Origin of the sequence: Serratia sp. 2C06, from assembly GCF_050037615.1 — a bacterium.
GTDB lineage: Bacteria > Pseudomonadota > Gammaproteobacteria > Enterobacterales > Enterobacteriaceae > Serratia > Serratia ureilytica.
Window position 1 is genome coordinate 3,105,595 of the sequence record NZ_CP188299.1, and the last position, 14,186, is coordinate 3,119,780.

The following is a 14,186-nucleotide window of genomic DNA, read 5'->3' on the forward strand; positions in this document are numbered from 1 at the left end:
ATCCTCAGTATTGGCCCCGTCGCCGGGGCCGGATGATTAACGCACCTGCAGCGACGGTTCGCCGATTTCGATATGCGCGCCTTTGACTTCCACGCCGTTCTCGATTGCCTCTTTGATGGCTTTCTTGTCCGGCGCTACCACCGTTTGCACCGTCACCAGTTCATCCGGCAACAGGTCGGCATTGTCGACCACCACACCGGCGGATCCTTTGCGCGCCGTGAAGGTATTTGCGGTGGTTTTAATGGAGCCCTGGCCGCTGGCCAGCAGGCACGCCAGCACATACTTGCGGATCGACTTGGCGCGGTTCTCGAATGATTTTTTACGGTCTGTCAGGCGTTTGATTTCAGCCGCCAGCGTGTCGGCTTGCCCCTCGATATTACGAACGTGGATAAAAGCCGCGTCCAGTTTGTCGCCGAGCGCCCCCTCGATACCCTCCAGCGTGTCGGCGATCATCTCCGGCGTCAGATCGTCGGAGGTTTCGATCAGCTCCTGAAACTTGGCGTAATCAGCTGCTAATGCAATGGCGTTAATGCTCATGATGCTTTCTCCTCGGTCAGTGCGGCGATGCGTTCATCTTTCAGGGCGGTGAGGCGGCGCAGGCGGCCGGCCAGGTATTGGGCAAACTCTTTATCGCCTTTGCCGTCGGCGGCCTTGCGATGGGCTTCAATCTCACGAGCGACAGAACCGTGAACCTTGGTCGCCTCATTGGCTGTAACCGCACCTTTGAGAGTCTCGGCGACTTTCGCCAGATGCTCGTCCAGCTCTTCGCGCATACGGGTTACGCCCTCGGCTTTCTCGCTGGCGTTCTTGAGCGCGAATTCTGCATCGTTCTCCTGGCGGTAGGTCAGATCGTCGTACAGTCCGAGGAACACGTCGGCGGAGAAACCGAGTTGTGACAGAGCTTTTTTGGTGGCGTCTGTAAGAGATTTTTTCGGGGCTTCACCGTCGCTGAGTGGACCGTTTTTGCTCTTGTAAACGTATGGCGTGCAGCCATAAGCGATCACCTCGCCAGTCTTACCGCTGTGCTTGTACCACAGGCGGATTTTCACGGTGTGGTTTACCTCACACAGATAACCGCCGGCGCCGTTCGGAATGATCTCTTGAATAAAGTTCCCGTCCTGCTGCTTCACCGATCGCATGATTGGAGCGCCGTTATCGAAACGCTCTTCGATGATTTCTACACCCCAGTTAATGCCCTGTGGCCCGAATACTTTGGTGGCCTGCATCACCATGTAGGTGCCGTTGATCGATGTTCCGCCGCCGTTATTGCTGAATGCCTTGGTAAACTTGGCATCGGTCTTATAAACGCGGTTCCAAATGCCGAGGTTGTCGCTATCTTCTGCTGATTGTTCTGCGATTACCTGCTCAACCTGCGCGGCGCGCTGTTGGAAATCGTCGGCTTTCAGTTGCTGCGCCAGAGCTTCGGCGCGGTCGGCGTTTTCTTCCGCCTGCTGCAGTTGCGGGGATTTCTCCGCCGGTGCGTTGGCGTAAACGCCATAGCCCATCTGATCCAGTTGCTGCTTGGCCTGCGCCGCCGCAGCGTCGGTAACTTGCTGCTGCGCTACTTCTGTTTTTACACCCTGATTTGAGGTGGTAGATTGCGCCGTGTCTGGATCCGCATGCTGCTGCTCACCGCTGCCGATCAGACCTTCGATAGAGAAGCGGCCGCCGCCGAGATTTTCCACTGATACCGGTGGTGGGTTCTTGCCGTAGGAATCCAGCGCTGGGCATGCAGTGTGACCAGCGAGGCGCGATTTCACGAAGTGCAGACGTTCTGCATCGTCGCTGATCAGCTTGAGGTTTTTCAGACCGTCGGAAATGATGCCATGGCGCACGTCGGTTTCGACGTTGAGAATGCCGACGATCACACGCAGCGTTTTGTCCCACGCGCGCCAAGCGTTATCGCGGTTTGCGATAATCTCTTTGGCGTTCTTCACGTCGGCCGCTTTCGCCTCTGCAGGATTAACGCCCATGATCGATAACGCCGTGTGCATGCTCAGGGTGTTGTAGTCGGCCGCGCCGCCGGCATTGTCGGTGCTGGTGCTGGTTTGAGTAAGGTTTTCGCGATCGCGCGGATTATCCACCCAGGCCTGAGCAAACTCGACAACATCGTCATGCGACGGCATATCATCCCCAAAGCTCTGAATGACAGCCTGCGCCAGCCGCAAAATCGCCTCGGGTGACATTGCACCGACCGCTTTTACCGACTGCAGGCCAGTGATCAGGTCGCGCATGCCGGTATCGTCCGGGGTTTCTTCGTCGTCGATGAAATCCGCAGCCATCGACAGTTGATGGTTATCGATCTCGGTGTTGCAGTACATGACGACGGCGGCGATCCGAATATCCGCAGGCTGCGCCATCAAATCGACCGGGCCGGGTGGAACTTCCGGCTCAGGCTCTTTTGGCGTCCATGCGTTGCCGTCGAAAGTGTTCTCAGCGGCAAACTTTTCATCGAACTGGCCAATAGCCGGACGAGGGTGGCCGGTTTGGTCTTCGACAGTTTTCGGATTGAAGAAGTTGTCGCCTCCCTCCGGGTAGGCTTCATACAGTTTGCCGGTGGCGATGCTTTCGGCCGCGCGCTTGTTTGGCGCTTCCAACGCGATCACCAACGGCACGGCGCCGTTAACCTGAGCCTTTTTCTTAGGCTCAAAAAGTGAAATGTAGATAGGCATTTTGGGTCTTTCCTCTGTTTAAAAACGGCGCTGGTCAGGCGCCGGGGTGGGTTAAAACTTCTCGCGCGATACGGCTTTCACGTTGTCGCAATACCAGCTGTAAAGCTCACGCTGGCGCTGCTGTATGGTGTCCGGCGTCGCCATCATTACGGCCATCAGCAGGCGGTCGCGGGTGTCTGCGGCGGTGCCGTCGATGTGGGTGAAAACCTCGATCGCCTCGTCGGAATAACCGTGCGTCGCTGCGGCTTCGAATTGGTTGCGCTGCCCGGTTTCATCATGGCGTTGCCACAGCGCCAGCTCTGCGCCCAGATTGTGGGTTTCGATATCCATGGCCACGCCCTCAGTACGGCAGTTCGTCGGCTTCGATAGGGCAGTGCTCAATGCAAAGCAGCTGCTGCACCTGATCGTCGATCTCGGCAATGCGTTTGTAAGTGGCGTCGGCCAGACGGGCTTTTTCCAGCTGCAACACCTCAACCTGTTTCCCGATGATGTCGATCGGCTCAGGCTGGTTGACGTCGATGTGGATTTGGCGGGTTTCCAGCAGAACATAACCACGGAATGACGTCATATCAGCGGTGGCAACCGCGAATCCTTCGGTCAGTGGGAAGGTTGTTGCATGGATAAACAGCGTGACGGGTATCTGTAGTGCTTTCATAGCGACTCCTGATATAATCGGAGCTGATCAGTAGCTCCATGGGTTATTGGTCTTTCCTCGATACAGGGTTGGTCCCCTGTATCATTCCCGGTTGCTTTGGTCGGCGCCGGGGTAAAAGAACCCGCTTCGGCGGGTTTTTTTACGTCTGGTGGTTGCCGGTCTTTCCCGGCTGTCAGGCTGGTCAGGCCGATGGTCTTTCCTCAATTTGCTGGGTGAAAAAATTGCCCCGGCGCGCGGGGCGAAAGACTACACACAGCAATGTCTTTCGGGTTGTGGTGGCCGAGAACAACGCCCCGAAGTTACGACCACCACGTTTAAATCCTTTGCCGCGTATCGCCCGGCTGGCGGAACATTTCTGAACAACCGCTGCAGGGTTAGTGCGCTGTTGATGGAAAGTAATTTAGATAATTCTAACTTGGTGGTCAACATAAAATTAGATAAAACGAACAAGATGAGCGATAAAAAACCCAACGTCATGAAAACATTGGGTTAATTTTTATAGAGATTTTCTGGCTTGAAGCAGCTCTTCAAACAGCCGGTTTAGACCATCGACTTTTTCCCTAAGAGAGGCTAGGTGGGCTTCTTTCTCAGACTCTGGTAATGCCTTAAACAAATCCAGCAGTTCAGTTTCACGTTCATCGAGTTGACGCGGCAACTCAACTGGATCGCCTGGCTGCTGATTCTCATCTCCGTAAAGAATCCACGTAGGTGAGCATTGTAAAGCCTTGCTGAGGGCAAATAGATTTTTCCCTCCTGGCTCACTGTCACCCGTCTCCCATTGCGAGATTGTGACGTGGGCAACCTGCACGTTCTTTGCAAGAGCGCGCTGGGTGAGTTTCAGTTCTTTTCTTCGCGCACGAATGCGCTCGCCGGGTAATGTCATAGTTAGATTATTCTAAATTTTCTTGACTTCGTTATCCTGAACATCTAGTTTGTTAGACAAATCTAACAAGAGGTGTCCGTATGTATACCGCAGATGCAATCGCATTCTTCAAAACTAAAGCAGGGCTGGCTGCTGCGGCCGGCGTAAAAAAACCAACTGTTTACGCATGGGGCGAGCTTGTTCCCGAAGGGCGTGCCGCTCGTCTTGAACGTATTACTAACGGTGCCCTGAAATACGATCCCGCGCTTTATCAAAACCGCGACGGTGTCAACAAGGGTGCAGCTTAACAACCAACCCCACCGAAATCCGATTAAGCAAAATTGGTTTTCGAGCGACAGGAGACGCGAAGTGGAAAACATCGAAAAAACTGAAAAACGAGATCGTGAGCTGGGCGGCGGAGCAGGGGCAGGAACACGTTGCCATCGAGATCACGCGCGCATGGTTCCAGCTCGGCGCCGACGGTGAGCGGGTTCGGCTGTATCCGATCGAGGATGAAACCGGCGCAGCCGACTGGCGGGCGATAAACACCAACCGGCAGGCGATATTTCGCCACATGCGCAGCGAGTCGAAAGCCGCGCGTGAGAAGGTGCAGGAGCTGGCCGACGCCATGCTCGCCGCGCTGCCGGCGGAACGGCGCGCCCGACTGGCTGGCCCGACTCAACAGTATTTGCTTTCGGTGGCCATCCGAGAATTTGCCGCCGCGATTATCGCAATCCTGCTCGGCGCCTGTGACACGCCGCAGCGCATTGCCGGCGCACTTGTCGCCCTGCAGGAAACCCAGCGCCTGACCAGCGCCGCGTAAAACTTTGTACCGAGGAAAGACCAATGCAAGCCAACCACATCACATACCGGAACGGCTGGCGTCTGAATGGCATGCCCGCCGACGCCGCAGATATCAGACCGATATTTGAAGATCGCCAGGCTGCCGCGCATGCCGTCTGGGAAAAATACGAGCAGGGCAAGGCCGCGCTGCGTGAAGAAAACCTATCGCCGGAGCAGTACCAGGACGCGTGCCGCCAGCTTGCAGACTCGCTGGGGATCTGATCATGAGCATGGAAATGATGGTGCAGGCCATGAAAATCAAAGTCGGCAACCCGCTGCGCAAATTGGTGCTGCTGAAACTGGCCGACAATGCCAACGATCAGGGGGAGTGCTGGCCGGCGGTTCAGTACATCGCCGAGCAGTGCGAAATCTCCAAGCGCTCCGCCCAAAATCACATTCAGCAGCTGGTCAAAGATGGTCTGGTGCGCATCGAAGAGCGCAAAGCCGAGAACGGCCTGAACCGCTCAAATATCTACCACTTAGTGCTGAATAACTATGGTGCAAATCCTGCACCTTATGGTGCAAATCCTGCACCCATGGGTGCATCTGCTGCAGGGGGGAGGGTGCAGGAGCTGCACCCAGAATCAGTCAGTTTAGAACCAGTCATTGAACCAATACCCCCTAACCCCCAGGAGGGGGACGACGCTGGCGCGCCGGATAAGTCAAAAATTAAATATCAGGACGTGGCGGACGCCTACAACGAAATCCTGGGTGATCGTCTGCCGAAGGTGCAGGAGCTGAACGACAAGCGCAAACGCCAAATCAAGCGCCTGCTGGGCGAACTGCATGAGCCAACTCTGGACGCGGTTAAAGCCTACCTCGAGACGTTCGCTGACACTGCTGGGCCGTTTTACTTCGGCGATAACAACCGCGGCTGGCGTGCCGGATTCGATTACCTGCTCCGCTCCGAAGTGCTGGTTAAAACCCGAGAGGGTTCGCTATGACTCCGCAGGAACTGGAAGCATGTGTGCTGAGCGGCCTGCTGGTTGGTGGCGCCACACCTGACGCGCTGGACGTGATCGCCACCATGCCAGATGACGCATTCAGCATAAGGTTTTACCGCGAGGCATACCGGGAAATTAAAAAACAGGCACTGACGCACGGGGTGATCGATGTGGTGCTGATCAGTGAGGCGCTTGGTGGTGACAGCCTTACGCCGCTGGTGGATATCAGCCGCATGCCTGGCACGCTGGCCAACCTGAAAGGCTTCGCGTCGCTGGCAACCAAGGGCTGGCGCAGCCGCCAGATGGCCACGCTGCTGCAGGATGGCGCCGACAGTATCCGCAACGCCAGAAACCAAGAGCAGCGCGACGCCGCGATCCAGTCATCCGTAACCAAGCTGATCGAAATGTCTGCCGATACCGGCGGCGTGGTGCCGGTGCATCTGGGTGAGCTGCTGGGCGGTTACATGGATTTGATGGATCGCCGCATGAAGGGCGACGCCGAAATGCGCAACCTGTACAGCGGGATTGCTGAGCTGGACGCGATCACCGGCGGCTGGAACCCGCAGGATCTGATTGTGGTAGCCGGTCGCCCGGGCATGGGTAAAACCGAATTCGCGTTGAAGGTGATCGAGGGCGCTACGCGTGACGGCGGCGGGGCGTTGATTTTCAGCATGGAAATGGCGGCGCTGCAGATGGTTGAGCGCTCCGTCGCCGGGGCCGGAAACCTGTCCGTGTCGAAGCTGCGCAAGCCGGAATCGCTGTGCGACGAGGATTGGGGCCGGATACACACGGCGCTGGAGGTGCTGAATAACCGCGATATCTGGATCGTTGATGCGACCGATCTGAACGTTGACCAGATCCGCGCCATAACCGAAACCCACAAACGCCGCTACCCGCACCTGGCCGTCGCCATGGTCGATTATCTGGGCCTAATCGCCAAGCCAAAAGCAGAGCGAAATGATCTGGCCATGGGCCATATTTCCCGCAGCCTGAAAACTATGGCCATGCGGAGCAAAACGCCGGTGCTGGCGCTGAGCCAGTTATCGCGAAAAGTTGATGATCGCCCGGTCACTGCTCGGCGACCGACAATGTCCGACCTCAGCGAATCCGGCAAGGTTGAGCAGGACGCCGACAGCATTGTCTTACTGTACCGCGACGGGGTTTATAACCCGGACGGCCCGGCGGCGCGCTATGCGGAAATCATCGTTGGTAAAAACCGATTCGGCCCCGGCGGCACGGTTTACCAGGAGTTTAAGAACGGCCACTTCGTCGCCTGCGATCAGATAGTGGCACAGGAAGCAACCCGCATCCAGAAGGAGGCACAGCAACCCAAACCGAAAGAACGACGTTACGCGACAAAACCATTTTAACCGGCGCCTGACCAGCGCTTGAACGACCAAAACGAGGAAAGACCATGAGCACTATCAACGAAATGATCCGCGATAAGCGGTTTGTGATGGATGACGGCTGTGATCACCTGCCGGCCATCATGGACAGAATCAACCAGGCGGCCCGCGCCCGTTCGCGCGCGCCGTACTGCCCACCTCCGAAACCCCAGCGCGTAGCCCGGCCGGCAGCCGAGTCTGGCCCGATCGTCAAAATCGGTGACCGTATCAGCTACGGACGCCGGGTGATGACCGGTATCTACGAGCTGCAGCGCCTGGGGCGCTCTCCCGAAAGCATCGCGCTGATGCTCCGCATGCCCCTCGATCGGGTGTTGCACATCCTGAAGCCTATAACGGCCGTACGCCGCGAGATACAGAAAAGCGTGGCAAGTGGGTTACCCCCACGTGAAAAAGACGTCATGCGCCGTCTGGCGGCCGAATCGAGGGCATAAACCATGGCCGGACAATCGGACTATCTACCGCCCGGCCTGCCATTCAATCGAGGCGCCTGGACGCAGGAACAACGCGATTTAGAGCAGTTCGACCTGCGCGCCTGTGGCCTGGTGCGCGATTTATTCGCGAGGAAGATCACCCGCACAAAGGTGCTGGTGGCGATTGAAGAGGCACCGGAGCAATACCGGGAACATTTCAGAGCACGCCTGAATTACTGGCGTGAGCGCAGCGAGGGGAAAGGACAATGACACATTTCAAAGGCTGGGCGATAAGCAACCCAGGGGGACTGTACTGGGCGTGTGCAGTTTTCAGGGCTGTTGTGGCGGCGGTGACCGTTTTACTGGTGGCCCGGGATTGAGCGACCTTTTGTCAATGGCGGTTCATTTGTTATTGGCACATCGGGAAAACTAGCGTTTTGTCTTCTTCTAGCTTAGTCTAGGTTGAATTCGAACAAAAAAATGTATGAAAAGGGTACTTATGAATACGGCAATCCTACGATACGGTGTGAAAAATTTTGGCAGCTTTGGGGAGGAAGGAGGGGTGGTCGAACTGACAACTACCTCCCGTGATCCCCACAGGGAGTTGTGGCGAGACATAGGCGGACAAAAAGTAAACTTGGTTACTGCAATCATGGGGGCTAATGCTTCTGGCAAAACGACTCTTTTAAAGCCGTTACCATTTCTTGCATGGTTATTTTGGAAGATCCCTGAAAGATTAAGTGACGATATGTTTATTCCTGTTAATAGGGGGGTTAATAATAGCTGTGAGATATTTGTTGAATTCATGCTTAATGGTGAATTTTATAAGTATGAACTAATTTCTTGTACCGCTTTCATTTTAGAGGAAGCGCTATACAAAAAAAACGAGAACAATAAGTATGTTTATATTTTTAAGAGAAAGCTTGATATAGGCTTTATCGATGAGTTTAGTAACGACTTGGAGGAAGTAAAAAAGAAACCATCCAAAAAGGGACTTGAGGAATGTTTGAAAAAACTCAAGTATAGTTATAAAGAGAAAAGTGAACTTTTCCCTCTTGGTTTAGAGGAAGGCAAAAGAACACCATGTAATACAAGCGTAGTGTCCTCTGCTCGTCGTGTTGGCGTAGAACTAGCTAATGATATAACTCGGTGCATGGCATCTCGGTCTAACGTGACGTTTTTGGGCCGTAATCATCATGAGTATAGTGACATTGAAGAGGCCTCTGAGTTTTTCTATGATAATCCAGACTCTTTAGAGAGAGTTAAGAATATACTTAAAAAATGGGATTTAGGATTAGATGACATTCGAATTGAGAAGGAAGAGGGTACTGGAGATAATGGCGAGAAAGAAGAACGTTATCATCTTTTTGGAATTCATTCTCTAGAAAATGGACATAAATTTGAATTGCCATTCTATTTCGAGTCTGCTGGGACTCAAAGTGCCTATGTTCGTCTTTTTGACATAATCACTACTCTTGATACAGGCGGGCATTGTTTCATCGATGAACTGGGGGATGATCTGCATCCACACATGGTGAAGCCAATCCTTGAGTTGTTTAGCGATCGCGAAACGAATCCTGATGGTGCCCAGCTTATATTTGCATGCCACAAGCCAGAGCTAATAAACTATCTCGGCAAGAATAGAGTTATAATTTGCGAAAAAACATTCAACACCAGCGAATGCTTTAGATTGGATGAATTTCCTGCTTCGGAGGCAAGAGCCGACGATAACTTAGCTGCGAAATATTTGTCGGGGGCATTTGGTGGAGTTCCTGACCTATGAGCAAGAAGATAAGGAAGCTTCGGGTAGTAAATAAAACATTTTTGATTGTATGTGAAGGGGTATCTGATAAGAAGTTCTTAGAGCGAATAAAGCGGTTTACTGTTCAGCGTGATGGTGGGTTGAGAGTTACAGTTGATGAGTCAGGCGGTGGTGGGCCTCGGGGGGTATTAAATAGAGCAATTAACTACCCCGGCCAGTTTGATAGAAAATATATGTTCATTGATTCAGATATAGCTATAACACAAGAGGTTGCTAAAATTTCGCAGCGTAAGAACATCCAAATTATCCAATCAAAACCGTTTTGTCTTGAGGGCTTGCTACTTAAATCCAAAGGTTTTGCAAAGGAAATCAGAGACTCTCAGCATGCTAAACAAGAGATGAGAGATTTGTACAATTTGGATCTTGTGATCACCGAAAGATGGTACGAGGAACATTTAACACAGGAATTTTTCTTGTCTGTCATCGATGATGAAAGAAATCCTTCCTCGAGAATATTCGCTGAGATACGGGGTATGTTCATTTTGTAACATTAGGTCATAATAGTTAGTGGCTTGCGGCAAAGGAATGCAGAAAGCCGTTTGTTTGACGCATAATACAAAGACGGCTACTGTTTATTTGTACAGCTATGTGGTGCAATATATTTGCGGTACACAATAAAGAGATAGTTAATTGATGAATATTAAAGATTTAGTTAAATCATTGCCCAGCACTGGAAGAATGATTATCTCCTGCAAAAATGGAGTCATAACCGGCACTCGCATCGTTAAGGATAACGAGCACATAGCATCTTTTAACGCGTTGATTGATTTGGCAAAATCCGCAGGTTATTCGGTTGTCAGTCCTGATGGAAACGCGCTATAATTAACGGGCTGGTCTGAACACCCAGCCCGTTCGAATTCTGAGCAACTGCTGCGCTACTGGAGAACATTCAATGGCGCAGTATTCGTACATCAAAGCAGCAGGTGATCTGCTGGTACCCGCGACCCGAGATGCCAGAGATTTTCTGCGATCCAAAAAAGTCGGCTCTGTTTTATACGCCGATTTCAAACAGGCCAGAAACCCGGCATTTCACCGCAAGCTGTTCTCGTTGCTGAATCTCGGCTTCGACTACTGGCAGCCGACCGGTGGCGCCATATCCCCCACAGACAAAGTGCTTGTGAATGGGTATGTAAAATTCCTCGCATATTACGCCGGCGGTGAAGATGCGTTGCAGGCCGCTGCCGATGAATATCTTGCGGATATAGCGGAAAAGCGAGCTGGGAATATTAGCGCCGCAAAGTCATTCGAAGCTTTTCGGGCATGGGTAACTATTCAGGCGGGCTTCTCCACCAAATTCGTCATGCCTGACGGAACCACTCGTAATGAGCCAAAGTCGATCTCGTTCGCCAAAATGGACGACATCGAATTCGGCGAATTTTATAAAGCCGTCCTTGATGTGCTCTGGAACTTCATCCTGTTTCGCACTTTCCCCGATCAACAGTCTGCAGAAAACGCGGCCGCCCAGCTGATGGGGTACACGTCATGAGCAAATTAACCAAAGAGGCTCGCGGTCGAGAATGCCAGGTGCGGATCCCCGGCGTTTGCAACTTCAACCCAGAAACCACGGTATCCGCACATTACCGACTGGCTGGCACCTGCGGCACGGCAATAAAACCAGACGACGCACAGGCGGCGTGGGCGTGCAGCGCATGCCACGACGAAATAGACCGCCGCACGCGCCTTATCGACGCGAACGACGCCCGACTGATGCACGCCGAAGGCGTCATGCGCACACAAGAAATTTTGAGAAAGGAAGGAAAGCTATGAAATTGGACATGTACGAAGTGCTGTCCCGTTGGGGTGTGTGGGCGCGAGAAAGTAGTGGCATTGATTATTCGCCAATCGCTGCAGGTTTCAAGGGGCTATTGCCTCACCCGTCCAATGGTAAACTGTCCTGCTGCGATGATGATGGGTTGGTGATCGATGGATGTGTGGCAAGGCTGAAGCAGTACAAGCCGGACGAGTACGACCTGGTGATTGCGCACCATGTTTACGGAATTTCTTTGCGCAAAATTGCTAAGATGCGTAAGTGTTCGGATGGAACCATTCGTAAGGAAATGTATAAGGCTGAAGGATTCATACAGGGTATGATTTGCGTCTTAGAAACAAAAATTGCGTTATATTAAAAGTTAACACCCATGTTTTTACGTGGGTGTTAATTTCCAGTTGTATGGGGGAGGGGCGAGGATGAAAACTCTTTCCATATTTTAATTAAATCAACTAGGGCTGGTTTTGTAAAGTATAAGTAAGCTGCTAAAGTAAGTATGACCCCAAATATCAAAATCAGACCGATTATAACCATTGCTGTTTTTTGTATGCGCAGCCTGCAGAATAAACTTTTAAAAGTTCCGCTAACATCTTTGGATAATAAACTATAATTCTTGTCAATTTGTGCTTTTTTATATTTTATTTCTTCTTTTATAGCATTTAATGTTTGAAATTGGTTGCATAATACCAACAAAACAAGAAGCGCAAATATTATACTTCCCGCCATTATCGCTGAGTTGATAATTGCTTGACCATTCCAGGAAGCGGTCTCTTTTAACTGAGTAGCTACGATTACTGTAGCTACAGGAATGCCTAGTATATGGTTTTGTATATCAGAAAATGTTTTATGGATTTTACCCATCTCTTCAACTTTTGCTGTCCTAAGCTGGTCAACTATCTTTTCATAAGAGAACCCAGATACAAAAGCTTTATATCCTTTGTCAAAGCTTTCTTTTAACTTCCCAACTCCATTTAATAAGCTGCTAAATGCTGACGCCCTAGTGAAATCACCACAGATGGATTTCACACTATTGCCAAGAATAGTTAGTTTTTGATCTCTATGGGTATCCTCCGTAAATTTGGAAAAAAGTTCACTGACACAGTTCTCATCAAGCGAATCAATGTCAGTCTCTTGGTAGTTTAACGGAATTTTTACTATATCTTTATCAAAGTAAACCAACTCACAATTTATCTCATCAAGATAAGCTTCGCTCTCTTTAAGTAGTGAAATGAACTTTAGTATCAGTTTATATCGTTTTATGACATTAGAGTCATGAATATCTTTGTTGTAATATGATAAACTGAAAATATAGTAGTTCTTGGGTTCTTTAACTCTATTTTTTGGGTTTTCCAAAAAATGAGAAAAATTGCGATATATTCTTCCGACATTAACACGTGGTGAACGCACATTTAATAAAACACGTTGACCTAATGCTACATCTCCTGATTCAACGTTAAGCCCGTAAGTATTTGCGTCTGAAAGAATATCATGCAGTATGTCAAGTTTTTGTTGACTATCAATAATGAGCGAGCCTTCAGAAAATTCTGAATTATCAAATTTTATGTCCCTATACAACAGGACCAAATGCTCAAAATTTCTAGACATCTTCCTCTATTTCTTCCTCATCTGTTTCGGCTAAAAGCTCATTTCTCAACGGTTCTGGGATTTGTGATAAAAGCAAACGGTCATTTTCTTTATCATATGTCACAGAACCATCAACTAAAGCTTCTCGATCAAACTTCAAGGTCCAGTGCCGTGATTTTCCTTTAAAGCTTACCAGATCCCGTATCACTTTTCCATCTGGAACAAAGCCATCTGATAGCTGAAGCTCATCATTAGATAACTTTTCTAGTAAAATCTCTGGGTTCGAAGGCCATAATTCGTTTGCGAAAGTCAATATGTCAAATGGTGTCCCTGTTTTGCTCAAAGATTGTAGCTGAGTATGAGCTTGATTTAAAAATTCTTCTTTATCTTCACCTTCTAAATTTTGCTCATGGACAAACTCCCTTAAAGCATCCCTTAATTTCTCGGTTTCTTTTTTCGCTATTAGGATGTCATTACACCCAAGGAACTTTTTAAAGTATGCAGAAACTGAATTTTGACCTTTCAGAAAACTGATATATCTCTCTCTACCCTCTGTCCATGATGTAAGATCTATACGTCCAGCGACACGGAGTTTAGATATATCTAAATACTCACTGTCCTCTACATCAAAATTTCTTACAGTTGATCCTATAGTGGCAGTTAAAAGAGCAACTAGTAAATATTCTTTAGAATCACTTTCAATGTGAGTAATTAAAACATAACCACCTGTCGACATTTGCTCGCTATTTGCTCTGTCAGATAAATGGTTCAGCATTCTAAGACTAATGTCATAAAAATTCTGGCGTTTACTCACGTAATAGTCATCAGCGATGTTTCCCATGGGGTAGCTATCACGGTCATCTTCGAATCGCCCATAACCTTTTCCTGCTCGCCCAGAATACTTAGCAGTGATATCTTTTATTAATCTTCTTGATGCATCACGGACGGCTTTTTCATCTGGAGATGGCTCTAGCTCAGCATGCGCGTGCTGCTCTTTATTCATTACATGAATCACTAAATGATGAATTAAAATTTCTTCCTGTTCTTGCTGGTTAGTCATGAAAATCCTTAGCATGTCAACTATTTTGAATGGTTATTATTTAGTGTGGCTACCTTTCCCCAAGATACGCTTGGGATATGATGTTTAATATAAAGAAATAACTCTAAGAAAAAAACTAACGCGTACGCAAAATGTGTTGTAACGTGATAAGAGCGGTATC

At 50.0% G+C, this 14,186-nt stretch carries 21 protein-coding genes; 14 read left to right on the forward strand and 7 right to left on the reverse strand.

Annotated features, from left to right (window positions below):
- Nucleotides 1-36 precede the first annotated feature (36 nt).
- From ACP3TA_RS15340 to ACP3TA_RS15355, 4 genes are read right to left on the reverse strand one after another with little or no spacing between them, the layout of a single operon-like run.
- Nucleotides 37-537 carry a siphovirus Gp157 family protein gene (locus tag ACP3TA_RS15340; RefSeq protein ID WP_077038959.1) on the reverse strand — a complete coding sequence of 167 codons (501 nt, stop codon included), beginning with the start codon at nucleotides 535-537 and terminating at the stop codon, nucleotides 37-39.
- A complete protein-coding gene (locus ACP3TA_RS15345) occupies nucleotides 534-2,672 on the reverse strand; it encodes a hypothetical protein (RefSeq protein ID WP_426784344.1) in 2,139 nt (712 codons plus the stop codon). The genes ACP3TA_RS15340 and ACP3TA_RS15345 overlap by 4 nt, the downstream gene beginning before the upstream one ends.
- 51 nt (nucleotides 2,673-2,723) lie before the next feature.
- The gene (locus tag ACP3TA_RS15350; protein ID WP_077038961.1) at nucleotides 2,724-3,002 is read right to left on the reverse strand and encodes a hypothetical protein; all 279 of its coding nucleotides are present in this window, start codon (nucleotides 3,000-3,002) and stop codon (nucleotides 2,724-2,726) included.
- A 10-nt stretch (nucleotides 3,003-3,012) separates the two neighbouring features.
- A complete protein-coding gene (locus tag ACP3TA_RS15355; RefSeq protein WP_060450646.1) occupies nucleotides 3,013-3,327 on the reverse strand; it encodes a hypothetical protein in 315 nt (104 codons plus the stop codon).
- 148 nt (nucleotides 3,328-3,475) lie between these two features.
- Between ACP3TA_RS15355 and ACP3TA_RS15360 the strand changes: the two genes are divergently transcribed.
- A complete protein-coding gene (locus ACP3TA_RS15360; RefSeq protein ID WP_426784345.1) occupies nucleotides 3,476-3,820 on the forward strand; it encodes a hypothetical protein in 345 nt (114 codons plus the stop codon).
- 3 nt (nucleotides 3,821-3,823) lie between these two features.
- On the opposite strand, the gene ACP3TA_RS15365 is transcribed toward ACP3TA_RS15360, so the two are convergent.
- Nucleotides 3,824-4,210: a helix-turn-helix domain-containing protein gene (locus ACP3TA_RS15365; RefSeq protein ID WP_047568254.1), complete on the reverse strand. Its 387-nt coding sequence runs from the start codon at nucleotides 4,208-4,210 to the stop codon at nucleotides 3,824-3,826.
- An 80-nt stretch (nucleotides 4,211-4,290) separates the two neighbouring features.
- Between ACP3TA_RS15365 and ACP3TA_RS15370 the strand changes: the two genes are divergently transcribed.
- The 13 genes from ACP3TA_RS15370 (at nucleotide 4,291) to ACP3TA_RS15430 (ending at nucleotide 11,740) form a co-directional block, all read left to right on the forward strand.
- Nucleotides 4,291-4,497, forward strand: coding sequence for a Cro/CI family transcriptional regulator (locus ACP3TA_RS15370; RefSeq protein WP_047568252.1), 207 nt, complete (start codon nucleotides 4,291-4,293; stop codon nucleotides 4,495-4,497).
- A gap of 95 nt (nucleotides 4,498-4,592) precedes the next feature.
- Nucleotides 4,593-5,012, forward strand: a complete 420-nt coding sequence (locus ACP3TA_RS15375) for a toxin YdaT family protein (protein ID WP_426784346.1) — start codon at nucleotides 4,593-4,595, stop codon at nucleotides 5,010-5,012.
- 23 nt (nucleotides 5,013-5,035) lie between these two features.
- The gene (locus ACP3TA_RS15380) at nucleotides 5,036-5,254 is read left to right on the forward strand and encodes a hypothetical protein (protein ID WP_164050530.1); all 219 of its coding nucleotides are present in this window, start codon (nucleotides 5,036-5,038) and stop codon (nucleotides 5,252-5,254) included.
- Nucleotides 5,255-5,256: 2 nt separating this feature from the next.
- Complete coding sequence (locus ACP3TA_RS15385; protein WP_342184812.1) at nucleotides 5,257-5,976, forward strand: helix-turn-helix domain-containing protein; 720 nt, start codon at nucleotides 5,257-5,259, stop codon at nucleotides 5,974-5,976.
- A complete protein-coding gene (locus ACP3TA_RS15390) occupies nucleotides 5,973-7,346 on the forward strand; it encodes a replicative DNA helicase (RefSeq protein WP_342184811.1) in 1,374 nt (457 codons plus the stop codon). The genes ACP3TA_RS15385 and ACP3TA_RS15390 overlap by 4 nt, the downstream gene beginning before the upstream one ends.
- Nucleotides 7,347-7,390: 44 nt before the next feature.
- Nucleotides 7,391-7,813, forward strand: coding sequence for a hypothetical protein (locus ACP3TA_RS15395; RefSeq protein ID WP_060433367.1), 423 nt, complete (start codon nucleotides 7,391-7,393; stop codon nucleotides 7,811-7,813).
- A 3-nt stretch (nucleotides 7,814-7,816) separates the two neighbouring features.
- Nucleotides 7,817-8,062, forward strand: coding sequence for a hypothetical protein (locus tag ACP3TA_RS15400; RefSeq protein WP_411261517.1), 246 nt, complete (start codon nucleotides 7,817-7,819; stop codon nucleotides 8,060-8,062).
- A gap of 229 nt (nucleotides 8,063-8,291) precedes the next feature.
- On the forward strand, nucleotides 8,292-9,575 hold the full coding sequence (locus tag ACP3TA_RS15405; RefSeq protein ID WP_161707498.1) for an AAA family ATPase: 1,284 nt from the start codon (nucleotides 8,292-8,294) through the stop codon (nucleotides 9,573-9,575).
- Nucleotides 9,572-10,102, forward strand: a complete 531-nt coding sequence (locus ACP3TA_RS15410) for an RloB domain-containing protein (RefSeq protein WP_142075367.1) — start codon at nucleotides 9,572-9,574, stop codon at nucleotides 10,100-10,102. Before ACP3TA_RS15405 ends, ACP3TA_RS15410 begins: the two co-directional genes overlap by 4 nt.
- A 145-nt stretch (nucleotides 10,103-10,247) precedes the next feature.
- A complete protein-coding gene (locus ACP3TA_RS15415; protein WP_426784347.1) occupies nucleotides 10,248-10,436 on the forward strand; it encodes a hypothetical protein in 189 nt (62 codons plus the stop codon).
- A gap of 70 nt (nucleotides 10,437-10,506) precedes the next feature.
- Entirely contained in the window at nucleotides 10,507-11,100 is a 594-nt protein-coding gene (locus ACP3TA_RS15420; protein ID WP_426784348.1) for a DUF1367 family protein, read from the forward strand.
- Nucleotides 11,097-11,381, forward strand: a complete 285-nt coding sequence (locus tag ACP3TA_RS15425; protein WP_426784349.1) for a DUF1364 domain-containing protein — start codon at nucleotides 11,097-11,099, stop codon at nucleotides 11,379-11,381. Before ACP3TA_RS15420 ends, ACP3TA_RS15425 begins: the two co-directional genes overlap by 4 nt.
- Nucleotides 11,378-11,740, forward strand: a complete 363-nt coding sequence (locus ACP3TA_RS15430; RefSeq protein ID WP_420287048.1) for an antiterminator Q family protein — start codon at nucleotides 11,378-11,380, stop codon at nucleotides 11,738-11,740. The genes ACP3TA_RS15425 and ACP3TA_RS15430 overlap by 4 nt, the downstream gene beginning before the upstream one ends.
- Nucleotides 11,741-11,769: 29 nt before the next feature.
- Here ACP3TA_RS15430 and ACP3TA_RS15435 read toward each other — a convergent pair whose 3' ends face one another.
- Both ACP3TA_RS15435 and ACP3TA_RS15440 read right to left on the reverse strand, forming a co-directional pair.
- On the reverse strand, nucleotides 11,770-12,987 hold the full coding sequence (locus ACP3TA_RS15435; protein ID WP_426784350.1) for a hypothetical protein: 1,218 nt from the start codon (nucleotides 12,985-12,987) through the stop codon (nucleotides 11,770-11,772).
- A complete protein-coding gene (locus ACP3TA_RS15440) occupies nucleotides 12,980-14,026 on the reverse strand; it encodes a nucleoid-associated protein (RefSeq protein ID WP_420287050.1) in 1,047 nt (348 codons plus the stop codon). Before ACP3TA_RS15440 ends, ACP3TA_RS15435 begins: the two co-directional genes overlap by 8 nt.
- Nucleotides 14,027-14,186: the final 160 nt, after the last annotated feature.